The sequence below is a fragment of the Dactylosporangium sp. CS-033363 genome (genome assembly GCF_050942475.1).
Taxonomy (GTDB): Bacteria; Actinomycetota; Actinomycetes; order Mycobacteriales; family Micromonosporaceae; genus Dactylosporangium.
On the sequence record NZ_CP192032.1, the window covers coordinates 11,007,107 to 11,032,607 of the forward strand.

General features: G+C 71.4%; 22 protein-coding genes and 1 pseudogene. 9 read left to right on the forward strand and 14 right to left on the reverse strand.

Features of this window, described 5'->3' with window-relative positions:
* Window positions 1-24: 24 nt before the first annotated feature.
* Both ACQPZ4_RS50875 and ACQPZ4_RS50880 read right to left on the reverse strand, forming a co-directional pair.
* Window positions 25-1,569, reverse strand: a complete 1,545-nt coding sequence (locus ACQPZ4_RS50875; protein ID WP_433054053.1) for a DUF5691 domain-containing protein — start codon at window positions 1,567-1,569, stop codon at window positions 25-27.
* A gap of 37 nt (window positions 1,570-1,606) precedes the next feature.
* A complete protein-coding gene (locus ACQPZ4_RS50880) occupies window positions 1,607-2,968 on the reverse strand; it encodes an SWIM zinc finger family protein (RefSeq protein WP_433054056.1) in 1,362 nt (453 codons plus the stop codon).
* Between the two features lie 54 nt (window positions 2,969-3,022).
* Between ACQPZ4_RS50880 and ACQPZ4_RS50885 the strand changes: the two genes are divergently transcribed.
* Window positions 3,023-3,523, forward strand: coding sequence for a DoxX family protein (locus ACQPZ4_RS50885; protein WP_433054059.1), 501 nt, complete (start codon window positions 3,023-3,025; stop codon window positions 3,521-3,523).
* Here ACQPZ4_RS50885 and ACQPZ4_RS50890 read toward each other — a convergent pair.
* The 4 genes from ACQPZ4_RS50890 to moaC are packed head-to-tail and all read right to left on the reverse strand — an operon-like array spanning window position 3,486 to window position 5,997.
* Window positions 3,486-3,899 (reverse strand): molybdenum cofactor biosynthesis protein MoaE, encoded by a 414-nt coding sequence (locus ACQPZ4_RS50890; RefSeq protein ID WP_433054062.1) that lies wholly within the window; start codon window positions 3,897-3,899, stop codon window positions 3,486-3,488. The two genes, ACQPZ4_RS50885 and ACQPZ4_RS50890, sit on opposite strands and share 38 nt — an antisense overlap.
* Window positions 3,896-5,086, reverse strand: coding sequence for a molybdopterin molybdotransferase MoeA (locus tag ACQPZ4_RS50895; protein WP_433054065.1), 1,191 nt, complete (start codon window positions 5,084-5,086; stop codon window positions 3,896-3,898). Before ACQPZ4_RS50895 ends, ACQPZ4_RS50890 begins: the two co-directional genes overlap by 4 nt.
* Window positions 5,087-5,095: 9 nt before the next feature.
* The gene (locus ACQPZ4_RS50900; protein WP_433054068.1) at window positions 5,096-5,572 is read right to left on the reverse strand and encodes a MogA/MoaB family molybdenum cofactor biosynthesis protein; all 477 of its coding nucleotides are present in this window, start codon (window positions 5,570-5,572) and stop codon (window positions 5,096-5,098) included.
* On the reverse strand, window positions 5,569-5,997 hold the full coding sequence (gene moaC / locus ACQPZ4_RS50905) for a cyclic pyranopterin monophosphate synthase MoaC (protein ID WP_433067107.1): 429 nt from the start codon (window positions 5,995-5,997) through the stop codon (window positions 5,569-5,571). Before moaC ends, ACQPZ4_RS50900 begins: the two co-directional genes overlap by 4 nt.
* Window positions 5,998-6,396: 399 nt before the next feature.
* Between moaC and ACQPZ4_RS50910 the strand changes: the two genes are divergently transcribed.
* From ACQPZ4_RS50910 to ACQPZ4_RS50920, 3 genes are read left to right on the forward strand one after another with little or no spacing between them, the layout of a single operon-like run.
* The gene (locus ACQPZ4_RS50910) at window positions 6,397-8,925 is read left to right on the forward strand and encodes a putative bifunctional diguanylate cyclase/phosphodiesterase (protein WP_433054073.1); all 2,529 of its coding nucleotides are present in this window, start codon (window positions 6,397-6,399) and stop codon (window positions 8,923-8,925) included.
* Window positions 8,922-10,127, forward strand: a complete 1,206-nt coding sequence (locus ACQPZ4_RS50915; RefSeq protein WP_433067110.1) for a glycosyltransferase 87 family protein — start codon at window positions 8,922-8,924, stop codon at window positions 10,125-10,127. The genes ACQPZ4_RS50910 and ACQPZ4_RS50915 overlap by 4 nt, the downstream gene beginning before the upstream one ends.
* Complete coding sequence (locus ACQPZ4_RS50920) at window positions 10,088-10,729, forward strand: phosphoribosyltransferase (protein ID WP_433054076.1); 642 nt, start codon at window positions 10,088-10,090, stop codon at window positions 10,727-10,729. The genes ACQPZ4_RS50915 and ACQPZ4_RS50920 overlap by 40 nt, the downstream gene beginning before the upstream one ends.
* 243 nt (window positions 10,730-10,972) lie before the next feature.
* Here ACQPZ4_RS50920 and dnaB read toward each other — a convergent pair.
* Window positions 10,973-12,298, reverse strand: a pseudogene (gene dnaB / locus ACQPZ4_RS50925) (replicative DNA helicase); the annotation flags it as partial.
* 401 nt (window positions 12,299-12,699) lie between these two features.
* Here dnaB and ACQPZ4_RS50930 point away from each other — a divergent pair.
* Window positions 12,700-13,437, forward strand: coding sequence for a hypothetical protein (locus ACQPZ4_RS50930; protein WP_433054079.1), 738 nt, complete (start codon window positions 12,700-12,702; stop codon window positions 13,435-13,437).
* 99 nt (window positions 13,438-13,536) lie between these two features.
* Window positions 13,537-15,087 (forward strand): YfbK domain-containing protein, encoded by a 1,551-nt coding sequence (locus ACQPZ4_RS50935; protein ID WP_433054082.1) that lies wholly within the window; start codon window positions 13,537-13,539, stop codon window positions 15,085-15,087.
* 699 nt (window positions 15,088-15,786) lie between these two features.
* Here the strand turns inward: ACQPZ4_RS50935 and rplI are convergent.
* The 5 genes from rplI to ACQPZ4_RS50960 all read right to left on the reverse strand — a co-directional run bounded on the left by rplI (window position 15,787) and on the right by ACQPZ4_RS50960 (window position 18,550).
* On the reverse strand, window positions 15,787-16,236 hold the full coding sequence (gene rplI, locus ACQPZ4_RS50940) for a 50S ribosomal protein L9 (protein WP_433054085.1): 450 nt from the start codon (window positions 16,234-16,236) through the stop codon (window positions 15,787-15,789).
* A 12-nt stretch (window positions 16,237-16,248) separates the two neighbouring features.
* On the reverse strand, window positions 16,249-16,488 hold the full coding sequence (gene rpsR, locus ACQPZ4_RS50945; RefSeq protein ID WP_223100246.1) for a 30S ribosomal protein S18: 240 nt from the start codon (window positions 16,486-16,488) through the stop codon (window positions 16,249-16,251).
* A 20-nt stretch (window positions 16,489-16,508) separates the two neighbouring features.
* Entirely contained in the window at window positions 16,509-17,051 is a 543-nt protein-coding gene (locus ACQPZ4_RS50950) for a single-stranded DNA-binding protein (protein ID WP_433054088.1), read from the reverse strand.
* A gap of 119 nt (window positions 17,052-17,170) precedes the next feature.
* Complete coding sequence (rpsF, locus tag ACQPZ4_RS50955) at window positions 17,171-17,461, reverse strand: 30S ribosomal protein S6 (protein WP_223100250.1); 291 nt, start codon at window positions 17,459-17,461, stop codon at window positions 17,171-17,173.
* Window positions 17,462-17,692: 231 nt separating this feature from the next.
* Complete coding sequence (locus ACQPZ4_RS50960; protein ID WP_433054092.1) at window positions 17,693-18,550, reverse strand: hypothetical protein; 858 nt, start codon at window positions 18,548-18,550, stop codon at window positions 17,693-17,695.
* A 232-nt stretch (window positions 18,551-18,782) separates the two neighbouring features.
* Between ACQPZ4_RS50960 and ACQPZ4_RS50965 the strand changes: the two genes are divergently transcribed.
* Together ACQPZ4_RS50965 and ACQPZ4_RS50970 are read left to right on the forward strand one after the other, a co-directional pair.
* The gene (locus ACQPZ4_RS50965; protein ID WP_433054095.1) at window positions 18,783-19,589 is read left to right on the forward strand and encodes a deoxyribonuclease IV; all 807 of its coding nucleotides are present in this window, start codon (window positions 18,783-18,785) and stop codon (window positions 19,587-19,589) included.
* Window positions 19,590-19,867: 278 nt separating this feature from the next.
* Window positions 19,868-21,799, forward strand: a complete 1,932-nt coding sequence (locus tag ACQPZ4_RS50970) for a hypothetical protein (RefSeq protein WP_433054098.1) — start codon at window positions 19,868-19,870, stop codon at window positions 21,797-21,799.
* Between the two features lie 3 nt (window positions 21,800-21,802).
* On the opposite strand, the gene ACQPZ4_RS50975 is transcribed toward ACQPZ4_RS50970, so the two are convergent.
* Complete coding sequence (locus ACQPZ4_RS50975; RefSeq protein ID WP_433054101.1) at window positions 21,803-22,405, reverse strand: TetR/AcrR family transcriptional regulator; 603 nt, start codon at window positions 22,403-22,405, stop codon at window positions 21,803-21,805.
* Between the two features lie 61 nt (window positions 22,406-22,466).
* Between ACQPZ4_RS50975 and ACQPZ4_RS50980 the strand changes: the two genes are divergently transcribed.
* A complete protein-coding gene (locus ACQPZ4_RS50980; protein ID WP_433054104.1) occupies window positions 22,467-23,855 on the forward strand; it encodes an MFS transporter in 1,389 nt (462 codons plus the stop codon).
* 141 nt (window positions 23,856-23,996) lie between these two features.
* Here ACQPZ4_RS50980 and ACQPZ4_RS50985 read toward each other — a convergent pair whose 3' ends face one another.
* Window positions 23,997-25,499, reverse strand: coding sequence for a glycosyltransferase family 87 protein (locus ACQPZ4_RS50985; protein WP_433054107.1), 1,503 nt, complete (start codon window positions 25,497-25,499; stop codon window positions 23,997-23,999).
* Between the last annotated feature and the right edge of the window lie 2 nt (window positions 25,500-25,501).

The window sequence follows — 25,501 nt, forward strand, 5'->3', positions numbered from 1 at the left end:
GGTAGGAACCAAACCGGGGAAGGGTCATGACGAAAGCTCCGCGAGCATGTCGTGGCGGAAGCGCAGGGTGTCCGCGAAGCGGCCGACGATCGAGGACATCGGGTCGTCCGAGGGCAGCGCCGCCGCCATCGCCGTGGCGCGGGTCGCGGTGTCGGCCGGCAGGCGCAGGGCGGCCAGCTCGCACAGGCCGGCCAGGCGCCAGCCCGCGGACCGCCGCCCGCCGAGGTCGTCCAGGGCGCCGAAGACCGCCTCGACCAGGGCCGGCGGCCACGGGCGGGGGCAGAGTTCCAGCACGTGCTCGACACCGACGGCCGCCGCGCCCGCGAGGCCGCGCCGCAGGACGCCGACGGCCAGGGCGGCCAGGGCGTCGGAGGGCAGCGCGTCGTACAGGGCCTCGAGCAGCAGCCGATCGTCCGGGCGCCCACCGATCGCGACCTCCTCGGTGAGGCGGCCGGTCAGCGCCGTGGCCCAGCGGGAGTCGCGCTGCCCGGCCGCCGCCCGCGCGAGCCCGCGCCGCAGCACGGCGGCCCACTCGTCGGTCACCGGCAGCGTGAGGAAGTCCTCGGGCTCGCCCCACACCGACAGCGACGTGCGGGTCAGCAGCCCCTCCAGCCACCACGCCCGCTCGCCCACCCCGGCGGGCGGCCGGGGCACGATGCCGTCGCGGCGCATGGCCTTGTCGCACGCGGCCGGCGGCACCACCTGGATGCGCCCGCCCACCACCCGCACACAGGCCGTCGAGCGCTCGGTCATCCGCCGCGCGTAGTCGCTCTCGGGCAGCATCGCCAGCAGATCGAGCGCGACGAGCCGCACCTCCTTGCGCCGGTCGTCCAGCGCGCCCTCCAGCACCGGCTCGTCGGCGGGGGACAACCCGGTCGCGAACGTCCCCAGCAGCGCGGCCCGATCGTCCGGCGTCTCGGTCGGCCAGACGTCGGCCAGCATGTCCCGCCCGCGCTGTTCGCCGGCGACCCCGCCCCGCCGTACCGCGGTGAGGATGCCGACCCGCCGCCCGATGGTCCCGAGCTCCCAGCCCTGCGGATCGTCCGCCGGCGCCTCGACCACGGCGGCGTCGAAGAACCCCCACTCGGGCCGCTGCCGGGCCAGCCACCCCGCCCGCGGCCCGCCCGCCGCCGCCACGAGGGGCCGCAGCGCTCGATGCCGCCGGGCAATCTCCAGCAGCGCCGGCAGCAGCTCCCCGGGCACCCGCCGGTCGCGCACGCCCCCCAGCCACTCGGCGAGCAGCTCGATCCGCCCGTCGGCATCGCGGACCGGGACCGCGTTGCTCGTGCCATACCCGGCCGCGTCGACCGCGAGCAGGTCCGCCGCCCGGGCCGCCGCCGCCCACGTCACGAGCGGAATCCCGGAGTCATCGGGCGCCGCCTCCGGCACCGTGAGCCCGCGCCGCGCCCGGAACCCGCCCCGCCGGTACAGCGTCAGCGCCCCGGCCACATCCAGCAACTCGTCCGCCGGGTCCGCGCCGGCCCGCCCGACCCCGGCCGGCAGCGTCCGCCGCTGCGTCCCGACCAGCGCCGTGGCCAGCACATCGCCCCAGTCCGGCAGCTCGCTCACAACCGCACCAACCAATCGCCCGCCGACCAACCCGAATTCACAGCCGCACCAGCCGGTCGTCGGCCCACACGCCCAGCGGCCGCAGCCCGGCCGCCGACCACTCCCCGGTCACCGTCGCCGCCCGCCCCGCCGTGACGGCAACGAGCCGCCACGGTTCCCCCGCAGCCGGATCGAGCGGCAGCCCCGCCCCGTCCGCGTCCGCCAGCGCCCAGCCCGAGGAGCCGTCGCGCACCGGGCACACGTCCGCAAGCACCATCGGCCAGTAGTCCAGCCAAGGGTCGGTGGCCAGCGCCAAGGCGTGCGCCCGCAGGCTGTCCTCGATTCCCAGGGCGCCCGCCACGAAGTGCATCCGCTCCGGTGGCGCGTGACGCTTCGCGATCAGGGCCCGGGCCGGCTGCCCGCCCGGATACAGGCAGACGTCCGCGTCGAACTCGGTGCCCGGCAGGAGGTCGATCGGCAGGGTCTGGCCCGCGACGGCGAACGACAGCACGATCAGCGGCTCGGCGGAGGCGGCCCCGCGCAGCCAGGCCCGGCGTACCGTCAGCTGGTCCTCGATCTCGTCGCGCACCCCGTGGACCTGCCAGCGGTCGCGCACCGGCGGGGAGGCGAGGACGGTCTCCGTGGCGATGGGTACCCCCACCCGCATTCGCACACTCGCCGCCAGTTCCTCCGGCAGGTCGTCCAGCCGCCGGTAGCCGCCGACCAGCAGGTGCAGCTTGGCCAGCTCGCCGAGCAGGCGCTCCGGCGAGCCGAGGACCGCGGTCGTGCGGCGCAGGATGCCGGCCGCGCTGGCCGCCTGGGCGTCGACCAGGCGGGCGATCATGTTGTCCCAGGCCGGGCCGCCCTTGCCGGTGCCGGCGAGGCCGGAGCGCATCTGGTCGGCCAGCCAGCGGTCCAGCTCGTCGAGGCCGGCGGAGATGCGGTCGGCCCGGCGGGCCTGGGCTTTCTCGCTGACGGGGGCCCTGCCCGCAGTACCGTTGCCGCCGCTGTTGCCTCTGGGTTCTTCCGACGCGGGGCCGGAGTTGCCGCGATGTGCCCGCGCGGCCCGGGCGGCCTGCCACGCGGCGGCCCAGGACGGGGCGACGGCGGCCGGCACCGACCCCGCCGACCAGCGCAGCAGCAGGGCGAGGGCGTGCTTGCAGGGGAACTTGCGGCTCGGGCACGTGCACTTGAAGGCGGGCTCGGTCAGGTCGACCACGGTCTGGTAGGGCGTGCTCCCGCTGCCCTGGCACAGCCCCCACAGCGTGGGGTCGATGTCGTCGGCGGTGCTCAGCCCGGTCTCCAGCCAGGCGCGGTCGCCGGCCAGCCCGCGCGCCGCCCGTTGCGCGGACGAGTCGGGGGCCAGCGCCATCACCTGGTCGGTCGTCCAGACCGTGGTGACCGTCGTTGTTTCCGCCATGCTGCTAACCGTAGTGAGGGGGTACGACATTTCGCCGGTGGGTATGTTTCCGTCATGAGACCCGTACGTACCGCAGCCCGTTCCATGCTCGCGGCGATCTTCGTGGTGCAGGGCTGGTCCGCGTTCACCAACCCCGGGCGGCTCGCGGGCAAGGCGAGCAAGGTCACCGGGCAGCTCGAGCCGACCATCAAGGCGATCCACCCCAAGCTGCCGACCGACGCCGAGACGCTCGTGCGGGTCAACGGCGCGGCCCAGGTGGCGGGCGGCCTGCTGCTCGCGACCGGGCACGCCACGCGGCCGGCGGCGCTGTTGCTGGCCGGCTCGCTCGTGCCCACGACCCTGGCCGGGCACGCGTTCTGGGAGATCGAGGACCCGGCCCAGCGCACCCAGCAGCGGATCAACTTCCTGAAGAACATGGGCCTGTTCGGCGGTCTGGTACTGGCCGCCCTCGACAAGGAGGGCCGGCCCGACCTGCGATGGCGGGCGGGCAGAACTTACAAGCGCGCGAAGAAGCACCTCAGGGACAGTTCACCCATTCCTCTTCACCATCGCTGAACACCTGCCGCTTCCACACCGGCAGCCGCGCCTTGACCTCGTCGACCAGCCGGGCGCAGAGCGCGAACGCGTCCGCCCGGTGCGCGGTCGACACGGCCGCGGCCAGGGCCACGTCGCCGATCTCCAACCGGCCGACGCGGTGCGACACGGCCAGGGAGCGCACCGCGGGGTCGGCGGCGATCTCCGCCGCCACCTCGCGCAGCACGTCGCCGGCGCTGGGATGCCCCTCGTACTCGAGCTCGACCACGCCCCGCCCGCCGTCGTGATCGCGCACGACCCCGGCGAACGACACGACCGCCCCGGCGGCCCGATCGGCGACGGCCCGCTCGTGCTCGGCGACGTCGAGCGGCGCGGTGGTCACCTCGCTGCGGATCACGGGCGATCACCATCCGGCAGCGGTACCAGCTGCGCCACCGTCCCCGCCCGCCCCTGCTCCCCGGGCGGGATCACCGCGAAGCCGGCCGAGTTGGCCAGTCCCCGCAGCATCGACGAGCCGACGTGCGCGACCGGATGCGCCCGCCCGTCCACCAGCGACACGAGCGCCAGGTGCGTGAAGTCGCCGCGGCCGGGCACATCGGCGCCGAGGGTCACGGTGGACAACGCGGGCAACGGGGCGGCGGTGAATCCGGCGAGCAGTGGCAGTACCAGCGAAACGAGCGCGACGAACGTCGACTGTGGATTCCCCGGAAGGCCCGCCACGAACTGGCCGCCGGGCAGCTGCGCGACGAGCATCGGGAAGCCGGGCCGGACCGCCACGGTGTTGACGACGTAGCGCGCGCCCAGCTCGGCCAGCGCCGGGTGCAGGTGGTCGACCGGCCCGTGCATGGTGCCGCCGGTGGTGCAGATGACCTGCGCGCCCGCGTCGACGGCGGCCCGCAGCGCGGCCACGTGGTCCTCCAGCGTGTCGGCGACCGGCCCGCGCGAGTGCACCACGGTCGTCCCGGCGCGGCGCAGCCAGGCGGGCAGCGACGGGCCGAGCGCGTCGCGCACCCGTCCCGCGCCGGGCGCACCCGCGGTGAGCAGCTCGTCGCCGAAGACAAGCACGGCGGTCTTGGGAGAAGGACGACAAACCAGGGTGTCGTACCCGCACGACGCCGCCAATCCGATGACCCCCGGCGTCACCGGCGTCCCGGCGGGCAGGAGCTCCTCGCCGGCGGCCGCCTCCTCGCCCTGGCGGCGCCAGTCGGGAAGGGCCCGCGGCTCGCCCGTGACCAGGCCCTCGGCGTCGGTCTTGGACTCCTCGACGCGCACGACCGCAGTGGTGCCGTCCGGGACCATGCCGCCGGTGGCGATCTCGACGCAGGTGCCGTCCTCGGCCAGCGGCGCCGCGGTGTCCCCGGCCAGCACCCGCCCCACGACCCGCCAGGGGGCCGGTCCGCGGGCCGCCCAGCCGTCGATGCTCGACGTGGCGAACGCGGGCAGGTCGGTCAGGGTCACCAGCGGCTCGGCGAGCGTGCGGCCGTCGGCCTCGGCCAGCGGCAGCGCCACCGGACCCGGAGCGACCGCCCAGCCCGCCGCGTGCACCGCATCCCGCGCCGCCGTCCAGGCGATCGGTAACGTCACGCCGAAAGCCTAGCCCTGCCGGTGATCGCCGCCCCCGAGCTGGTCCACCGCGTGCTGCAGCACCGGCCCCAGCACGGTCAAACCATCCTTGGCGCCACCCCGGGAGCCGGGCAGGTTGACCACGAGGGTGCGCCCGGCGACGCCGGCCAGCCCGCGGGACAGGATCGCGGCAGGCACCTTGGCCGCCCCGGCCGCGCGGATCGCCTCGGCGATGCCGGGCACCTCGTAGTCCAGGACCCGGCGGGTCATCTCGGGCGTGGCGTCGGTCGGCGTGATGCCGGTGCCGCCGCTCGTGAGCACCACGTCTGCCCCGCCGGCCACGGCCTCGCGCAGGGCCGCCTCGACCGGTTCGCCGTCGGGCACGACGACCGGGTCGGACGTGTCGAACCCGAGCGCCCGCAATCCCTCCACGAGCAGTGGCCCGCTCGTGTCCTCGTAGATCCCGGCCGCCGCCCGATTGGACGCGACCACGACGACCGCTTTCACGCGCGCTCCCAGAGTCCGGTCTTGCCGCCTTCTTTCCGCAGTACCCGCACGTGCTCGATCGACGCCGCCGGGTCCACGGCCTTGATCATGTCGATCAGCGCCAGCCCCGCGGTGGCCACGGCGGTGAGCGCCTCCATCTCGACCCCGGTGCGGTCGGCGGTGCGCGCGACCACCTCGATCTCGATGGCGTCGTCACGCAACGTCAACTCGACCGTCACCCCGTGCAGGGCGATCGGATGGCACAGCGGCACCAGGTCGGGCGTGCGCTTCGCTCCCATGATCCCGGCGACCCGCGCGACCGCGAGGGCGTCACCCTTCGGAAGGGAACCGTCACGCAAGAGTGCGATGACTTCGTTGGTGGTGCGGACGAATCCCGCCGCGACGGCTCGACGCGCGGTCACTTCCTTGCCTGCGACATCGACCATCCGGGCCGCCCCGGAGGCGTCCACGTGGGTCAGCTCATTTGGCACCCAAAGAGCTTAATCACCGGAGGCGGAACCGCGGTTGATCATGCACGCTAAGGGCTAGCTGCGTCGAATTTGCTATACGGAGCGTCACGTTCGCGTCGCCAAATCGTGACAAAGACCGTTATAGTTCGCAAACTATGATTCGACGGACAATTCGCTTAGGGCATCTTGCGTTCTGCACCCTAAGCTGCGTTCAGCGCTTCGGAAGTCGATGACCTTCGATATCCGGTGCTGACGGGGGTCGAATCCGCGAACGACTTTTTAGGAGCGAAAATGCGCAGAGATCACGACTGGGGCTAAACCCCGTTCGTCGGGTTGACAACCCCGCAGAGACATCGGCCACGATGACAACGGGCCATGCAGAGAACACCGCGAACCGACGACGCGACCAACCAGCGCCTCTGGCGTCTCGTTGGTCCCGTCGTCGTCGGCGGGGCCCTCGCCGCCCTCTGGGCGCTGTGGAGCATCGCCAGCCGTCCGACGGAGCTCGCCGGCCTGGCCGCACTCACATTGGTGCTGGTCGGCCGGAGCTTCGTGACCGTCGAGGTCCGCATCCGGTCAGTGTCGGACGTGATCACTCCGACCACCGCGGTGATCACTCTCGCGGCGGTCTTCCTGCCGGCCCCCGAGATGATTCTCGGCACGGCGTGCGGCACGTTCCTGTCCCACATGGTGCGCCGCGCGACCGATCCGATGAAGGTCGGGTTCAATGTCGGAAAAGACACTATTGGCGCGACTGCGGCGATTGCCGCGGCCACGGCCGTCGGCACGCAACCCATCCTGCTGAATCCGACATTCACTATTTTTGATGCAATACCCGGACTTTTCGCCGCGTTTGCCGCCTACATGTTCGTCGACGAGATCGTCGCCCACGGACTGTTCTCGATCATCACGCACAAGCCGTTCCGGCAGCTGCTGCTGACCCATTTCGACGTCCGGCTCGTCACCCGGCTCGGGCTGCTGGGCGTGGCGCTGGCGACCGTCGCGGCGTACCGGGTCAGCGAGTGGCTCGTCCTGGTCCTCCCGCCGCTGGCCGTCGCCATCCACCTGGCCTTCGCCAACAAGACGCGCACCCGCGCCGGCAACGAGGCGTGGCAGCGGCTGGCCGAGGCGACCGACGAGTTCAACTCCGTCGACCAGACCGCGGTGCTCTACGCCGCCGTGCGCCGCGCGACCGACATCTTCTCCACCGACCAGGCCGAGGTCGAGATCGACCCGCCCGGCGGCCGGCCGCGCCTGGTGCGCAGCAACGGCACCGAGATCCTGTACGACGGCCCGCCCGGCGACGCGCCCGCGGCCGAGGGGTACCTGATCCCGGTCCCGCTGGAGAGCTACCGCGGCGACGCCGACCTCGGTGAGCTCCGGCTCCGGTTCCGGGGTTCCGAGGCGGTGCGGTTCACCGAGCGGGAGCAGTACACGCTGCGCACCTTCACCGCCGCGCTCTGCACCGCCATCCGCAACGCCGCGACCTTCGCCGAGACCCAGCGCCTGGCCGACAGCCACGCGCGGGCGGCGGCCCAGGATCCGCTGACCAGGCTGGCCAATCGGCGGCGGCTGCAGCAGTACGGCAACCAGATCCTGGCCGGGCAGGCCGGTGTGGTCGGCGTCCTGCTGATCGACCTCAACCACTTCAAAGAGGTCAACGACACGCTCGGGCACGCCGAGGGCGACCGGGTGCTGCAGGCCGTGGCCGACCGGCTCACGGCGGCGACCCGCCCCGACGACCTGGTGGCCCGCTTCGGCGGCGACGAGTTCGCGATCCTGCTGGCCGGGCTGAGCGCGCCGGCCATCGCCGAGCTGCGGGCCAACGCCATCCTGGACGCGCTGGCGCCCCCCATCGAGCTCGACGACATGCGGATCAGCGTCGAGGCCACCTGCGGCGTGACCACCGGCACCGGCGGCAGCGTGGGTGAGCTGCTGCGGCGGGCGGACATCGCGTTGTACCAGGCGAAGCAGGACGGCCAGCGCGTCGTCGTCTACGCGCAGGCCCGCGACACCGCCGACGTCGGCAGCCTGACCCTCGGCGGCGACCTGGTGCGCGCCCTCGCCGAGCACGAGTTCATGGTCCACTTCCAGCCCATCGTGGACCTCGCCAGCGGCCGGGTGATCGCGGCCGAGGCGCTGACCCGCTGGCAGCACCCGGACCGCGGCCCGCTGTCCCCGGACCGGTTCCTCGGCGCGATCGAGCGCTCCGGGCAACTCGCGGCCTTCGCCGACGCGGTACTCGACCAGGCCCTCAGCGCCGCCACCGACTGGGCCGACGCGGGCTTCCAGATCCCCGTCGCGGTCAACGTGTCCCCGCGCAGCCTGCTCGACCCCTCCTTCCCGGACGCGGTGGCGCGGCGGTTGAGCGCACGCGGGGTACCGTCGTCGGCCCTCGTCATCGAGCTGACCGAGTCCGTGACCCTCAGCAAGCTCGAGGTGGTCGACGAGGTCCTCGCCGCCCTGCGCGACCAGGGCATCCGGCTCGCCCTCGACGACTTCGGCACGGGCTTCTCGTCACTGGCCACGCTCGCACGGGTACCGGTGGACGAACTCAAGATCGACCGCAGCTTCGTGGCCGCGATGAACGCCTCCGCCCCCGGCGCCGTGGTCCGCTCGACCATCGACCTGGGCCGCAGCCTCGACCTGCTCGTGGTGGCCGAGGGCGTGGAGCGCGAGGACCAGCGCCAGCAGCTGTGGGAGCTCGGCTGCCCGGCCGGCCAGGGCCACCTGTTCGCCCGCGCCATGCCGGCCGACCGCCTGCTCGCCCACCTCAACCGCGGCGAGGGCCACCTGGCCGACCCGCTGCACGACACCGGCGCCGTGATCCGCATGTCGCGCAGCCGCCGGGCGCGCAAGCCGAACCTCGGCCCCGAGAGCCAGGGCCGCGAGCGCTCCACCTGATAATTGGTCGCATCAACCCTCGACTGCTCGACGCCGCCTTCTACGCGCTGTGCGCCGCCTTCGCCGGCCTCACAGCGCTGACGTCGACCCTGCTGCCGCACCGCGGGTGGGGTCAGATCGCCTGGATCGGGTACGCCGCCGGCGCCCTCCTGGTCCTCCGGCTCGCCCGCTGGTGGCTGATCCCGTTCCTCTTCGCCGCGACCGCCCTCCTGCCGCTGCTGGTCGAGGCGGTGCAACGCGCCTCGGGCCGGTCCGGTCGCGCGCAGGAGGAGGTGCTGGTCGTCGAGCAGATGGGCGAGCGGCTGGTACGCACCGGGACGCCGTACCTCTCGCACGACGCGATCGCCGCGCTTCCGGATCGCTTGATGGGCTACGCGCCGTACCAGCCGGGCATGGCGGTCTTCGGCCTGCCGCGCGCGACCTTCGGCTCGCATTGGTGGACCGACGCCCGGGTGTGGTTCGCGCTGGCCACGATCGCGGGCCTGACCTGGGCCTGGCGGCTCCTGCGCTCGACCGACCCCCTTCGGCTGGCCCAGGCCGTGGCGGTCCTCCCGCTCTGCACCCTGACCCTGGCCACCGGCGGCGACGACATTCCGGTGCTGGCCCTCTGCGTGCTGTCGCTGGCCCTGGCCTCGCGCGACCGTTTCCTCGCCGCCGGGGTGGTGGTCGGGCTCGCGGGCGCCCTGAAGCTCTTCGCGCTTCCCGTTGCCTTGGTTGTACTGATCCTGGCCTGGTCGACCGGCCGCTGGTCGTTCTCCTGGCGGTTCGCGGTACCGGCATTCGGCATCCCGGTCCTCGCCCTGGTCCCGGCTCTCGCGGTCGACCCCGACGCGTTCGTGGAGAACGCCATCCGCTTCCCGAGCGGCCACGGCCTGGTCACGAGCCCCGCCCAGTCCCCGCTGCCCGGCCACCTGATCGCCACGGCGCTCCCGGCCGGCCGCACGGTCGCGCTCGTCCTGCTCCTGCTGGCCGGCGCGGTCATCGCCTGGTACTTGTTCCGCCGCCCCCCGACCACCGCGGCTTCGGCATCGGCGTACATCGCGGCCGGCCTGACCGCGGCCATCATGCTCACGCCGACCACGCGGTTCGGGTATTTGCTGTATCCGGTGGCGTTCCTGGCCTTCTGGTGGTCGCTGCGCGCGGGCGCGCGTAGACAGGAGGCATGGCCTTCCGTAACCGGCCGGAGGCCGGCGCAGCCCTAGCGTCGCTGCTGGCCACCTGGACCGACCACGCGGACGCGGTCGTCCTGGGCCTGGTCCGCGGCGGGGTACCGGTCGCCTTCGAGGTCGCCTCCCGCCTCCGCCTGCCGCTGGACGTCCTGGTGATCCGCAAGCTCGGCGTGCCGTGGGCCCCGGAGGTCGCCTTCGGCGCCGTCGGCCCGGGCGGCGTCCAGGTCCTCAACCGCGAGATCGCCATGCGCCTGGACGAGGACGAGATGGCCGAAGTCATCCAGTACGAGTCAGCCGAACTCCGCCGCCGCGAGCTCCTCTTCCGCCAGGGCCGCCCCCCGCTCGACCTGACCGGCCGGACAGCCCTGCTCATCGACGACGGCCTGGCCACCGGCGCCACGGCCGGCGCGGCGGTGGCCGTGGCCCGCAAGCTCAGCGCCACCCACGTCGTCCTGGCCGCTCCCGTCGGCGCGACGGCCGCGGTGACCCGCCTGCAGCGCCGAGCCGACCAGGTCGTCTGCCCCCTGGCGGAGACCGACTTCGGCGCCGTGAGCCGCTTCTACGAAGACTTCCACCAACTGACCGACACCGACGTCACCGACCTCCTGGCCCGACCGGTTCCACCCGCCACGTGACGCCGCAACCCGGAGCCCGCAGCCACCGGTCACCGCGACTCCACGTCCACCGCGTAACGCACGCCCGCCTCTTCGCCGCCGCGCCACTTCGGCCTGTGCGTGGACCCCTCGACCTGGGCGGGCGGGCTCGCTCGACCTGGGCGTGGACCCCTCGACCTGGGCGGGCGGGCTCGCTCGACCTGGGCGGGCGGGGCCCCGTGGTCTGGGCGGGCCCCATCGGCCTGAGCCGCCGCCGGCAAGTCGCTAAATGGCCATGTCCACGAACCGCGACAGGTGCAGCTGCGCGGCCACCGTCACCGTGTCGGTCGGGCCGTTTCGGTGCTTGGCCACGATGAAGTCCGCCTCGCCCGCGCGCGGCGACTCCTTGTCGTAGTAGTCGTCGCGGTGCAGCAGGATCACGACGTCGGCGTCCTGCTCGATCGAGCCCGACTCACGCAGGTCGGACAGCTGCGGCCGCTTGTCGGTGCGCTGCTCGGGACCACGGTTCAGCTGACTCACCGCGACCACCGGGCACTCGACCTCCTTGGCCAGCAGCTTCAACCCACGCGACAGGTCCGCGACCTCCTGCTGCCGGCTCTCGGTCCGCTTCGGGCTGGTCATGAGCTGCAGGTAGTCGACCACGATGAGCTTGAGATCGTGCCGCTGCTTGAGCCGCCGCGCCTTCGCCCGGATCTCCATCAGGTTCATGTTCGGCGTATCGTCCACGAACAGCGGCGCCTCGCTGATCTCCCCCATCCGCCGCGCCAGCTTCGTCCAGTCATCGTCGGACAACTGCCCGGACCGCAACACGTGCAGCGGCACCCGAGCCTCCGCCGACAACAGCCGCATGACGATCTCGACCTTCGACATTTCCAGGCTGAAGATCGCCGACGCCATGTTGTGCTTCACCGAAGCCGCCCGACTGAAGTCCATGGCGGCCGTTGACTTCCCTAGCCCAGGTCGGCCGGCAACAATGATCAACTGGCCCGCGTGCAGGCCGTTCAGGAGGCGGTCCAGGTCGCTGAAGCCGGTCGGTACGCCGGTCATCATGCCGCCCTGCGCGCCCACGGCCTCGATCTCGTCGAGGGTGGGCTGCAGCATCTCGGCCAGGACGGCGAAGTCCTCGCTGACGCGCTTCTCGGTCACGTCGTAGATGGCCTGCTGGGCGAGGTCCACCACGTCGTCGACGTCGCGGCCGCCCTGGCCGCCCGAGCCGAAGCCGAGCTGCACGATGCGGGTGCCGGCCTCGATGACCCGGCGCAGCACGGCCCGCTCGGCCACGATGCGCGCGTAGTAGCTGGCGTTGGCCGCGGTCGGCACCGTGGTCATCAGCGTGTGCAGGTACGGCGCGCCGCCGATCTTCGCGATGTTGCCGCTGTCGGCCAGGGTGGCGGCGACCGTCACGGCGTCGGCGGGCTCGCCGCGGCCGTACAGGTCGAGGATCGCGTCGAAGATGACGCTGTGCGCCGGCTTGTAGAAGTCGTTCGTCTTGAGGATCTCGACGACGTCGGCGACCGCGTCCTTGCTCAGCAGCATGCCCCCCAGCACGCTCTGCTCGGCCGCGACGTCCTGCGGCGGGGTGCGCTCGAAGGGCTCGGACGACCGGCGCTCGGAGGAGCCACCGCGGCCGCCACCGTCACGACCGCCACCGTCACCGCCGCCACCACCGTGCTCCGGCGGCGGTTCCTCGTCCCAGTGCTCGCTGCGCTTGTCCTCGGTGATCGACACTTCACTCGCCCCCCAACGCCACACCTGCCAGGCCTAGTAGACCTCGGGGGTATGACAAAAACTCGCCGGCGCGACGACGCGCGCCCGCGCAACGGTATGGGGCGACTGGCGTTCGATGAAAGTTAGCCGGTGGACAAGCCTCTGGACAACCTGTGGACGCAGGCCCCAGACCTTGGGAAAGCTTGTGCACAGACCTGTGGACAACCGGGTGAACGGGCGGCTGAAATGGGCGCTGACCAGGCAGTACAGCATCCACAGCCTGTGTGCTTGAAAAAGAGCGCGACGAATTTCCGTCTGGACGACCGATTGCGGAAAGGTCACGAAAGGGTGACGCTCTGGGTGTGGGTTATCCGGATTGGGATCGGCCGCGTGGCGGCCGCGAGCGGCAGACGCCGGAGACGGGCCGCTGGGATCCGCGACAGGAGCGGTGGATCCCCCAGCAGCGCGGGCCGGAAGGGGACGATTACGGCATCGAGCCGTTCCCCGCGCGCTCGGACCCCAGCCGCCGCCCCGGCCAGGGCCGCGTCATCGATCACGACGACTGGGCCCGGCGCCCCCGCCGGCGGGTCCCGCTTCCCCCGGCCCCGCCCAACGAGCGGGACGAGGTGGACGAGCCCGAGGAAGACGATGACGACGAGGACGAGCCGGACCAGCGCAGCATCTACATCGGGTCGTTCATCTCGACGGCCCTGTGGTACCTCGTTCCCTTCGCCGCGTACGTCGGCTTCTCGCTGACCCTGCCCGACGACCCGCGCCCGGGCTGCACCAACGCGTTCGGGCTGCCGTGCCCCTCGCAGCACGACGAGGCGATCTCGAACATCACGAACCTGGTGCCGCAACTCGCCGTCTCGCTGGCGCTGAGCATCGTGGTCGCGATGATCCTGGGCAAGATCACGACGGGCTGGCGGCCGTTCGCGATCGGATTCGCCAGCGCCGTGCTGGGCGCGGGCGTGGCAACGGTCGGTTTTGCGGTACTAGCGACGCAAAATCTGGGCCTTTGACAACTCGCTGATCTCCGTTCGGTCACCGTCGGGTCACGCCGGGAGCCGTTCGCCGCATGCCGCCGTCAGACCGGCCAAAGACCTTGAAGGAGGATTTCGATGGCCGGTCGGCATTCGCTACGACGCCTGCGCCTCGCCGCCGTGATGGCCCTCGCCACCACGCTGCTCGCGGCGTGCGGCGCGGACAGCAACCAGAGCAGCAACAGCGACAGCGGCGGGAAACAGGCGGCGCCCCAGTACGGCGGGGCCACCGGCACGCCCGAGGGCCTGGCCCAGGGCGACGCGACCCCGGACAAGACCGACGGCACCGATGACCGCGCGGCGGCCGGCGAGACCAACACGGCCGACCGGCCCGTGTCGACGTTTGCGGTGGACGTCGACACGGCCTCGTACAGCTTCGCCAAGCGCACCCTCGAATCCGGCCAGCGCCCCGCGAGGGACACGATCCGCCCGGAGGAGTTCGTGAACTCCTTCGACCAGCGGTACCGCGAGCCCGAAGGCAACGGCTTCGCCATCAACACCGACGGCACCCGGCTGCCGTCCACCCACCGCGGCGCCGACGACCGCGCCCGGCTCCTGCGCGTCGGCCTGCAGACCAGCACCGAGGCCGGCGGCGAACGCCCCGACGCCGCGCTCACCTTCGTCGTCGACGTCTCCGGCTCCATGTCCGAGCCCGGCAAACTCGACCTCGTCCAGCGTGGCCTGCACACCCTCGTCGGCCAGTTGCGCCCGACCGATTCGGTGGCCATCGTGTCGTACTCCGACAAGGCCCAACTCCTCCGCCCGATGACCGCGGTCCGCGAGCGCGAGTCGCTGGACCAGTCGATCGACCGCCTCAAGGTCTCGGGCAGCACGAACCTCGAGGCCGGCCTGCGGATGGGCTACGACACCGCCCGAAAAGGCTTCCGCAACTCGGCCACGAACCGCGTCATCCTGCTCTCGGACGGCCTGCCCAACGTCGGCACCACGGACTCGTCCGCCCTGGTCAAAGAGATCCAGGAGGCGGCGTCCAAGCAGATCACCCTGCTGGGCGTGGGCGTCGGCAGCGACTACGGCGACCGCTTCATGGAACAACTCGCCGACAAGGGCGACGGCTACGTGGTCTACGTGAGCGACCAGACCGAGGCCGACCGCGTCTTCGTGCAACAGCTCCCCGCGACTGTCGCCCTGCGCGCCCTGGACGCCAAGGCACAGGTCGAGTTCGATGCCAAAACCGTCCTCTCGTACCGCCTGATCGGCTACGACAACCGCGCGCTCTCGGCCTCCCAGTTCCGCAACGACCGAGTCGACGGCGGCGAGGTTGGCCCAGGCCATGCGGTGACGGCGCTCTACGCCCTGCATCTGCGTCCCGGCGCCGAGGGCCACCTGGCCGACGTACGAGTCCGCTGGCAAGACCCCAAGACCCGCGAGCCGAGCGAACTCTCCCAGCCGATCACGGTCAGCACCCTGGACCGCGACTTCGCCGAGTCCCCGTCTCCGCTGCGAGTCTCGTACGTGGCCGCGTACCTGGCCGAGGTCCTGCGGTCGAGCCGCTACGCCGAGGAGGTCCGCCTCAACGACCTGCGCACCATCGCCCAGGACTGCGGCGACACCGCCCAGGTCCGCGACCTGACCGCCATGATCACCGACGCCATCTCGCTCTACAACTGACGCCCCTGACCACGACCGACCACCACCTGACCCACGACGCACCTGACCAACGACGCACCTGACCACCCGAAACGACGCGCCCGAGCGGTACGCGCCGCGGCCATCAAGCCGCGCCGCCCCTCCGCCGGGCGCGTCGCCGTTGACCACCGAACGAGCCGCGCCCACTCACCACCGAGCCGCGAGTCGCACGACCTGACCGAGCCGCACAAAACGGCATTCCGCGACGCAGAACGACAACGACGCAACGGCCACGTGCGACCCAAGCGACGACGCGGCCCGAGACGGAACACGGCCCAAGACGAGCCAAGAAACGACCCGCCATCAAAGCGCGGCCCCGAGGTGAAGCGCGGCCCGACCCGACGTGCGGGCCCGACGCGCGGCCCGACCCGACGTGCAGCGCGGCCCGACGCGACATGCGGCCCGACGCGACATGCGGCCCGACGCGACATGCGGCCCGACCCGACGTGCAGCGCGGCCCGACCCGACGTGCGGGCCCGACGTGCGGCCCGACCCGACGTGCAGCGCGGCCCGACCCGACGTGCGGGCCCGACGTGCGGCCCGACCCGACGTGCAGCGCGGCCCGACGCGACATGCGGCCCGACCCGACGTGCAGCGCGGCCCGGCGCGGCTAAGAGGTTGCGGACGCCAAGAGGCCCCGGAGAAGTGGACTTCTCCGGGGCCCCTGGTGAAGCAGCGCCCTTACTTGGCCGCCGTGACCTTCAGCGTGAAGGTGGCCGCGACCTCCGGGTGCAGCTTGATCTGCACCTTGTAGTCGCCGACCGACTTCACGTGGCCCGGCAGTTCGAGGCGGCGGCGGTCGAGCTCGGGCCCGCCCGCCTTCTGGACGGCCTCGACGACCTCGGCCGGCGTGACCGAGCCGTAGAGGCGACCCTCGCGGCCGGCGCGGACGGCCATCTGGACCTTGAGGCCCTCGAGCTGGGCCTTGACCTCGTTGGCGTGCCCCAGGTCGCGGATCTCACGGGCCCCGCGGGCCCGCTTGATCGTCACGATCTGCTTCTCGGCACCCTTGGACCACAGGATCGCGTAGCCCTGCGGGAGCAGGTAGTTGCGTCCGTAGCCGTCCTTCACCTCGGCGATGTCGCCGGGCGAACCGAGGCCGCTGACCTCCTGGGTGAGGATGATCTTCATGTTGCCGCCCCCTTACCGCGTGGTCGCGGTGTAGGGGAGCAGCGCCATCTCGCGCGCGTTCTTGACGGCGCGCGCGATCTGGCGCTGCTGCTGGGCGGTCACACCGGTCACCCGCCGAGCGCGGATCTTGCCGCGGTCGGAGATGAACTTCCGCAGCAGCGCGGTGTCCTTGTAGTCGATGTAGGCGATGCCCTCCTTGTCGAGAGGGTTCACCTTCTTCTTCGGTTTGCGCAGGGCCGCAGCCTTCGCCATTGCTCTTGCTCCTGATGCCATTAGAACGGGGGCTCGTCGTCGAAGGAAGAGTTCGACCTGCTGCCGCCACCGCCGCCACCGCCGGCCGGGGTCGCGTTGGCCCACGGGTCGTCGTTGTACCCGCCGCCGCCGCCACCGCCCCCGCCGCCGTTGCCGCCGGAGCCGAAGCCGCCACCACCACCGCCGCCGGAGCTGCGCGACATCTTCTGCACCTTGGCAGTCGCGTAGCGCAGCGAGGGGCCGATCTCGTCGACCTCCAGCTCGATGACGGTGCGCTTCTCGCCCTCGCGCGTCTCGTAGGACCGCTGCCTGAGCCGTCCGGAGACGATGACTCGCGACCCGCGGGTCAGCGACTCGGCGACGTTCTCGGCCGCCTGCCGCCACACCGTGCAGGACAGGAAGAGCGGATCGCCGTCCTTCCACTCGTTGGTCTGGCGGTCCATCGTCCGGGGGGTCGAGGCCACCCGGAACTTGGCCACCGCCGCTCCCGACGGAGTGAAACGCAACTCAGGGTCATCGGTCAGATTGCCGATGACCGTGATCGTGGTGTCTCCCGCTGCCATATTTGAGTCAACTCCTCGCGCGCTGGTGTATGGCCACCATGTCACAGGGGTACGACAGTTTCCCGTCTCGCCGAGTGACCAGCGGCCGGGCGAAGCAGATCGATCTCGCCCGAATCCGCTTAGCGGACCTCGGGCCGGATGACCTTGGTGCGCAGCACGGACTCGTTGAGTCGCAGCTGACGGTCCAGCTCGGCCACGGACTCCGGCGAGGCCTGGAGGTCGATGACGGCGTAGATACCCTCGGTCTTCTTGTTGATCTCGTACGAGAGGCGCCGGCGGCCCCACACGTCGAGCTTCTCCACCGAGCCACCCGACGTCCGAATCACATTCAGATACTGATCGAGCGACGGGGCGACGGTGCGCTCCTCGAGACTTCCGTCGAGGATCACCATGATCTCGTAATGACGCAAGACGTTCTCACCTCCTACGGGCTAAGCGGCCGCGGTCCATCCGCGGCAGGAGGTCATGCGTCGTCCAGCAACAACAGAGCTGCGGGACCGAACCAGAGTACACGCTGAGGTGTCAAGACAGAAAAAGACCGCGGGGCGCGTCATCCGCTTCTTTGGGTGGGACCTGGGGAGGAACGACCACACCGGTGCGTTGGATGACTGCGCCCCGCGGAGCTTTGGGGAAATCGTACCTTAAGCGAAGCTAGCCCGTGATGCCCGCTGTGCAATGATAGCCCGAATTGCGGCGATTCCGACGCCCACCACGCAGACCGTCGCGACCAATGCGAGCAGTCCGACCGGCCCGTTGCTCGCCGGCCCGCTCGCGGCCACCGGCTCCTCGACGGTGACGCGGTCGTCCGCGGGAGCGCTCGGGTCGACGCCCATGCCGAGGCCGGGGGCCGCCGACGAGTTCGGGTCCAGCAGCGACGGGTCGACGGGCTCGGTACCCATCTCGTCCGCGGCAGTTTCATCCGGCGTCGCCGCGGTCGTGGGCGCCTTCGTCTTCTGCGCCGCGCCGCCGCCGTGGTTGGAGATCACGCCGTTGGCCGCGCCCGCGGCGGCACCCGCGGGACCGCTCGCCGGCGTGGTCTTGGTCGCGCCCGGGGCGGCCTTGGCCTGGGGCTGCGCGGCCTGACCGGTCGCGGCGGGCGCGGGCGGCGGGGCGGTCACGCCGACGGAGACCGGCTTGAACTGCTGCACGACGCCGACGCCGCAGTCGAAGGTCATCGCGACCTCGACCGGGCCCTTCTTGAAGGTCACGGGGACCTGCTGATTCGGCTGTACCGTCGCCACGGACTTCCCGTCCACCTTGAGCGCCGCGTTCTGGCCCAGGCGGTTGACGAAGTTGACCCGCGTGTCGGACGGGACCGACAGGTCGCCGAGGTTCGGTTCCGACTTGCAGACGAGCAGGCTCAGCACGCTGCCGCCGGAGAACTCGACGGTCGGCGACTCGGGAGCGGCACTCACCGGGCTGGCGCCCACGGTCAGGGCCGCGGCGGCGAGCGCCGCGGCGGTAGCCGCCAGGCGAACGGCCGTTCGGTGTCCAGACAAGGTAGCCATCCAGTAGCCATCCAGGGTTGGGGGATTCGATCGGGGGACCGTTCCATCGAGCCATGCGAGCACCGGCGCGATCACGAGCGGCTACGTGCGTAACGAGGCGATCGGCGGGACGGTGACGGAGACCGGCATACCGGACGCTTCGGTCGCCGGTCGGGTGGCTCGGACAAACCGCCGGAGAGACGGGCCGCGCGAAGTGTCACACCCACGTCGTAGGCTCTCCGGCATGCGAATCGGTGCTCACGTCGACCCCGCTGAGCCGCTGGCTGAGGCCGCCGCGCGCGGCGCGGACCTCATCCAGTTCTTCCTGACCGACCCGCAGGCGTGGAAGGACCCCGAAGACCGCGCTGACCAGGCGGAGATAGTCGCCTCGGACGTGGACATCTACATCCACGCGCCGTATCGGATCAACGTCGCCTCGTCCAACAACCGCATCCGCATACCGAGCCGCAAGCTGCTGCTCAGCCACGCGGCCGGCGCGGCGAAGGTCGGCGCCAAGGGCATCGTCGTCCACGGCGGCTACGTCGAGGCGTCCGACGGCCTGGCCGCCGGCTTCGACAACTGGCGCAAGGCCTTCGCCTACGCGGCGGACAACGGCGGCTTCGCCACGCCGGTGCTGATCGAGAACACCGCCGGCGGCGACGACGGGGTCGCCAAGTCCACCTCGTCGACGAAGATGCCCTGCGCCCGCCGCTTCGACAACCTGGCCCGGCTGTGGGACGCCATCGGGGAGTACGAGGTCGGCTTCTGCCTCGACACCTGCCACGCCTTCGCCGGCGGGGAGGAGCTCCTCGGGATCGTGGACCGGGTCAAGGCGATCACCGGCCGCATCGACCTCATCCACGCGAACAACTCGCGCGACACGTTCGACTCGGGCCGGGACCGGCACGACAACATGACCTCCGGCGAGATCGACCCGGAGCTGATCGTCGCGGTCATCCGCGCGGCCGGCGCCCCGGCACTCGTCGAGACTCCAGGCGGCGTCGAGGGCCAGGGCGCCGACATCACCTACCTGCGGGAGCGGCTGGCGTGAGCAACCTGTCGTCGGAGCCGACACTGTCCGAGGAGCCCCCCGCGGAGGACTCCCCGGATTCGGTACTCCCCGTGCCCAACAGCCCCGCCCCCACCGCCCCGGACGGCCACCACCCGCCCGACGGCACCGACGCCACGCCGCGGGCACCCGAGGCGCGCAGGGAGAACTCCACCGGTTCGGGTGACAAATCGGACACACCCGCCAAGCCGGATAAGCGGCGGCGGCGCGGGAAGACCGTCGCGACAACGGCCGAGCCGGGGGAGAAGAACGACACCCGCGTGGAAAAGAACGACGACGAAACCGTGGCCGACGCAGCAACGCAAGACGAGGCAGCGCAGGACGAGGCCAAGAACGACACGGCCGGCGAAGGCGACACCAAGACCGAGGGCGACAAAGAGCCCGACGACCCGTTCACCGCGTTCGCGCCGGAGCCCGAGTTCGTCCCCGGCCGCGCCGGCCGGATCACCCGCAAGAGCGGCTCCGCCCTCAGCAGGTTCTTCGCGCACGAGTGGACCCTCGCCGCCATCGGCTCGGTCCTGCTCGCGATCGTCATGACCTGGCCCGCCGCCCGGCACCCCGCGACGACCATCCCGCAGGACATCTGGGACCCGACCCTGCAGGCCTGGCAGATGTCCTGGGCCGGGCACATCCTCACGACCAACCCGCTGCAGCTGTGGCACGCCAACGCGTTCTACCCGGACCAGTACAGCTACGCCTTCTCCGACACCCTGCTCGGCTACGCCCCGGCGGGCATGATCGGCGAGGGTCCGGTGGCCGCGATCGTGCGGTACAACATGGTCTTCATCTTCATCTTCGCCTTCGCGTTCTTCGGGGCCTATGCGCTGGTCCGCCAGCTCGGGGCCGGCGCGACGGGCGCGGCGGTGGCGGGTGCGGCGTTCGCGTATGCGCCGTGGCGGCTCGGGCAGGCGGGGCACCTGCACGTGCTGTCCATCGGCGGCATCGCGCTCTCGCTGGCCATGCTCGCGCGCGGCCACGGGTTCTCGCTCAAGAACGGGTACGAGCCGGAGAAGCGGCGCTGGGGCTGGGTCCTCGGCGGCTGGCTGGTCGCGGCCTGGCAGATCAGCCTGGGCTTCGGCATCGGCATCCCGTTCGCCTACGCGCTGCTGATCGCCGTGCTGGTCACCGCGATCACGTGGGGCTACCGGCAGGCGTTCCGGTGGGCGGTCCGGCGCCCGTTCGGCTGGAGGCTGTTCTTCGCCAACCTGGGCGGCGGCCTGATCTTCGCGGGCGTGAGCGCGATGATGGCGTACCCGTACCTGCAGGTGCTGAAGGACCACAAGGAGGCCAAGCGCAGCGCGGAGATCATCAGCCTGTTCTCGCCGCCGCTGAAGGGGTTCTTCATCTCGCCGCCCGAGTCGTGGCTGTGGGGCGACGCGTACGCCAACGCGCGCTCGACGCTGGGCTGGGCGCCGGAGATGGCGCTGCTGCCGGGCTTCTTCCTGTACGGGCTCGCGTTCGCCGGCCTGTTCGTGTCGGTCTGGAAGCTGCAGCACCGCATCCTGCTCGGCGTCGGCGTGGTGATCACGGCGATGCTCGCGATGGGCAGCAACGGCCCCGCGAAGGGCGACCTCGGCTACATGGCGCTGTACCGCGTGCTCCCCGGCTTCGAGGGCATCCGCACCTCGGGCCGCCTGATGGTCTGGGTGACGCTGTTCCTGGCGCTGCTCGCCGCCGGGGCGGTGAGCGCGTTCGCGGATCGCGCGGTCGAGCTCTTCGCCGATCAGACCCAGTCCGACGTGGGCCGACGGGCCGGCGCCTGGCGCCTGATCACGCTGATCCCGCTCGTGCTCGTGCTGTCCGAGGGCGTGCACAAGTGGGGGCCGAATCCGGAGGTGCCGCCGGCACCGGTTGCCATGAGCACCCTCGAGGCGCCGCTCATCGTGCTGCCCACCAGCGAGCTCTTCGACATGAACGTCATGCTCTGGAGCACCGACGGCCTGCCCAAGATGGTCAACGGCGGCAGCGGCTTCACCCCGGACGACCAGCAGGTCATGCGGCTGAACATGCAGCAGTTCCCGGATCAGGCCACGGTCGACCAGCTGCGCGAGCTGAAGATCCACACGGTGGTCGTGCTGCGCGACCGCGCGGCCGGCACGGAGTACGCGAAGGCCATCGACGCACCGATCGACGGCCTCGGCATCACCAGGACCGAACAGGGTGACGTCATCCTGTACAAGATCGACGGTTAGAAACTAAAAGCCCGAGCGCAACAGCGCGAAGGCCGTGTCGGCATTGGCGACCGCGGCGGGATAGACCTCGTCCGCGGTCTCGCCGGCCAGCAGCCGATTGGTGTTCTCCATGATCAGGGCGTGCCGCACCCCGACGATCATGGCCGCGGCGGCCCGGCTGCGAAAGTCCGGGCCCAGCTCCGCCGCCAGCGCGTCCGTCGTCGCGTTCATCACCGACAGGGCGCGCTGGGTCAGCGCCGGCGTCGAGAAGACCAGCCGCAGCACCGCGAGCACGTTCGGCCTGTCGCACATCCCGGCGTTCGGATCGCGCGCGGCGAGCGCCGACAGGAAGTGCCGGTGCAGCGCGTCCACCGGCGACTCGTCCGCCCGCCGCGACCGCACGACCAGCGCCGGCTCGCCCACGTGCTCCGACATCGGCCCGACGACCAGGTCTTCCTTGCTCGGGTAGTAGTTGAAGAAGGTCATCTTCGAGACCTCCGCCGCCGCCGCGATCTGCGCCACCGAGACGTTGTCGAAGCCGTGCTCGACGAACAGCTCGATCGCCGCGTTCCACAGCGCCGACCGCGTCTGCGCCTTCTTCCGCTCGCGAAGCGTCTCCGTCGCCATGGGCACAACTATACCAGGATCAAACTTGTACTCGGTCTAAACTTGTGCTTAGTCTAAGCCCATGAAGAAGTTGGGCGTTCTGCTCTGCATGTTCACGATCGTGCTGGCGATCCTCGATCAGAACATCGTGTCGTCCGCGGTCGTCCCGATCGTGCGCGACCTCGACCCGGCGCATGGCGTCGAGCACGTGGCCTGGCTGGTCGCGGCGTTCGCGCTGGCCTCGACCGTCGTCCTGCCGCTGTACGGCCGGCTCACCGACTCCTTCGGCGCCAAGCCGGTCTGGCTGTCAGCGGTCGCGGTGTTCCTGCTCGGCTCGGCCCTCTGCGGCGCGGCGCAGAGCATGGGCCAGCTCATCGCGTTCCGCGCCGTGCAGGGCATCGGGGCCGGCGGCCTGATGAGCGTGACCATGGTCGTCCTGGCCAACCTGGCCGAGCCGGGCCAGGACCGCGGCAAGGGCGCCGGCATGGGCGGCCTGTTCGCCGGCGTCGGCATGGCGATCGGCCCGTTCATCGGCGGCCTCTTCGCCGACCACGGCAACTGGCGCGGGATCTTCTACATCAACATCCCGCTCGGCCTGATCGTGATCGCCGGCGGCCTGTTCGCGATCCGCATCCCCCGCACCACCCGCCGAACCGACCTGGACCTGCCCGGGGCCGCGCTGGCCGGGGCGTTCGCGGCCGCCCTGCTGCTGATCTGCGAGTGGGGCGGGCAGCGATACCCCTGGACGTCCCCCGCCATCCTCGCGCTCGTCGCCGCCGCCGTCGCGAGCCTGGTGCTCTTCGTGTGGCGCGAGTCCGTCGCCGCGCACCCCGTGCTGCCACTCACCCTGCTGCGCAACCGCACCATCCGCGACAGCTACGCGATCCAGCTGCTCATCGGGGCGGCGATGGTCGGCGCGATGGTCCATTTGATGCTGTACCTCCAGGTCGTGCGCGGCGTGAGCGCGTCCGACTCCGGCCTGTACCTCGCGTTCATGGCCCTGGGCCTCACCGCCTCGGGCATGGCGGGCGCCCGCATCCGCCTCGCCACCCGGACGGCCCTGCTCATCGGCACGTCGGCCGCGGCCGTGGCCCTGGCCGCGATCGTGCTCTTCGTCCACCTCGGCGCCTCGCTCTGGACCATCCGCGGCGCCCTGGTGCTGCTCGGCATCGGCTTCGGCCAGCTCCTCGGCCTGCTGATCATGGCCGTGCAGGACGCCGCACCCCGCCACCAGCTCGGCGTGGCGACGACGGGCATCCGGTTCTTCCAGTCGCTCGGCACCGCGGTCGGCGCGGCCGCCCTCGGCTCGGTGCTGACCAGGGTCTACGCCCACCACGCCTTCACGACCGGCATCGAGGTCGTCTTCGCGGTGGCCGCCGCGATCGTCGGGCTCGCCTTCCTGATCGCCACCCGCCTGAACCCGGTCGCGCACCCAAGCGAAGATCAAAAAGAGCCGGCTCTGGTACCGTGAGATCCTGCGAAATCGTGATATGTCCGATAAGTCGCGGCGCGCCAGCGCCCGACTTATCGCGACGCAACGAGAACGGCCCGGCTCCCTCAGAAAGGAAGCCGGGCCGATTCACGTGAAACGGTATCGAAGAACTACAAAGCGTCAACCGGACTTGGCCAGCGCCGGAGCGCCCGGCGGCGGCGGTTCCTCGAGCAGCCCGTGCTCGTCCAGCGGCTCCTCGTTGTAGCTGCCGCCGTCCGGGTCCTCGCCCTCGTACGTCTGGCGCACGACGTCCTCCTCGGGGTGGCGGATGTCGCGGATGACGTACGCCGCGAGGACGCCGAGCGTGACCAGCCGCAGGATCGAGGCGAGCACGAACACGCCCTCCGGGAAGACCTGCCGCCCGGACGCGCCCATGAGCTCGCCGTAGAAGGAGACGAAGTAGAGCACCTCCGCCACCTGCCAGGCCAGGAACGCTCCCCACCGGGGTCTGGCGAGCACGGCGAGCGGCACGAGCCACAGGACGTACTGCTGCGACCAGACCTTGCCGGTGATCAGGAACGCGGCCACGATCAGGAACGCCAGCTGCGCCAGGCGGGGCTCCTTCGGCGCGGTGAGCCCGAGGATCAGGATGCCCGCGCAGCAGATCAGGAACAGGCCCAGATAGAGGATGTTCAGCGTGGCGTGCTCGGGGTCGAGGTCCAGGCGTTGGAAGAACTCGAAGCCGTACTGCCCGTTGCCCCGCGGGAAGTGCGCGCCGATGTACCACAGCGTGCCCCAGTCGATCCCGCGCAGCTGGTTGAACTCCCAGAACTTGACCCAGCTGTCGTAGTACAGGAACGCCACCGGCAGGTTGACCGCGAGCCAGGTCGCGACCCCGGCCCCGACCACGGTGAAGAAGTCTCGCCACTTGCCGGTTCGTATGCTCAGCACCAGCAGCGCGCCGAGGATCAGGACCGGATAGAGCTTCGCCGCCGTCGCCAGGCCTAGGAAGACGCCGGCGAGGATCGGTTTTCGTTTGGCCCAATAGACCATGGCCACGGCGGTCAGCCCGACCGTGAACAGGTCCCAGTTGACGGTGGCCGAGACGAAGAGCGCGGGCGCGACGGCGAACATGGCCGCGTCCCACGGCCGGCGCCGGCGCACCGCGAGGGTGGCCGCGACCGCCGCGATCCCGAACGCGCCGAGGACGACCGCGTTGAGGTCGTAGAAGGCCTGGCCGTCGTTCTGCACGACGCCGCGCTGGTGCAGGTCGTGCACCGGCAGGCCGAGGACGCCCATGAAGGCGCCGGTCAGCACCGGGTACTCGACCTGGTGGTCGGCGTAGGGGACCTGGCCCTCGTTGAGTCCCTCGGCGTAGTACAGCGCGAGGACGTCGGTGTAGCAGAAGTACTTGTACTGCTTCATGTCCGTCCACGCCGCGTCGCGGCAGGGCGCCTTCTGCATCCAGTGGAAGCTCAGCATGGCGCAGATGAGCAGCAGGACCACGCGGGCCGGGGTCCAGAAGCGGCCGCCTCCGGGCAGCCGGAAACGGGACCGCACGGCATGGTTGCCGAGGGGGCCGCCGATGGACTCGGACAGGCCACCGATGAAGCGGTCGGAGTTGGCGGGCTCGTCGACTAGATGCTCGGGGCGCCCACTCGGCTGGCCCAGACTCATCGGCATCG

Bases quoted from the DNA above. Each gene is read 5' to 3' on its own strand.
- ACQPZ4_RS50880 (WP_433054056.1), bottom strand. From the start codon at position 2,968: ATGGCGGAAACAACGACGGTCACCACGGTCTGGACGACCGACCAGGTG.
- ACQPZ4_RS50885 (WP_433054059.1), top strand. From the start codon at position 3,023: ATGAGACCCGTACGTACCGCAGCCCGTTCCATGCTCGCGGCGATCTTC.
- moaC (WP_433067107.1), bottom strand. From the start codon at position 5,997: ATGGTCGATGTCGCAGGCAAGGAAGTGACCGCGCGTCGAGCCGTCGCG.
- ACQPZ4_RS50910 (WP_433054073.1), top strand. From the start codon at position 6,397: ATGCAGAGAACACCGCGAACCGACGACGCGACCAACCAGCGCCTCTGG.
- ACQPZ4_RS50920 (WP_433054076.1), top strand. From the start codon at position 10,088: ATGGCCTTCCGTAACCGGCCGGAGGCCGGCGCAGCCCTAGCGTCGCTG.
- ACQPZ4_RS50935 (WP_433054082.1), top strand. From the start codon at position 13,537: ATGGCCGGTCGGCATTCGCTACGACGCCTGCGCCTCGCCGCCGTGATG.
- rplI (WP_433054085.1), bottom strand. From the start codon at position 16,236: ATGAAGATCATCCTCACCCAGGAGGTCAGCGGCCTCGGTTCGCCCGGC.
- rpsR (WP_223100246.1), bottom strand. From the start codon at position 16,488: ATGGCGAAGGCTGCGGCCCTGCGCAAACCGAAGAAGAAGGTGAACCCT.
- ACQPZ4_RS50950 (WP_433054088.1), bottom strand. From the start codon at position 17,051: ATGGCAGCGGGAGACACCACGATCACGGTCATCGGCAATCTGACCGAT.
- ACQPZ4_RS50965 (WP_433054095.1), top strand. From the start codon at position 18,783: ATGCGAATCGGTGCTCACGTCGACCCCGCTGAGCCGCTGGCTGAGGCC.
- ACQPZ4_RS50975 (WP_433054101.1), bottom strand. From the start codon at position 22,405: ATGGCGACGGAGACGCTTCGCGAGCGGAAGAAGGCGCAGACGCGGTCG.
- ACQPZ4_RS50980 (WP_433054104.1), top strand. From the start codon at position 22,467: ATGAAGAAGTTGGGCGTTCTGCTCTGCATGTTCACGATCGTGCTGGCG.
- ACQPZ4_RS50985 (WP_433054107.1), bottom strand. From the start codon at position 25,499: ATGCCGATGAGTCTGGGCCAGCCGAGTGGGCGCCCCGAGCATCTAGTC.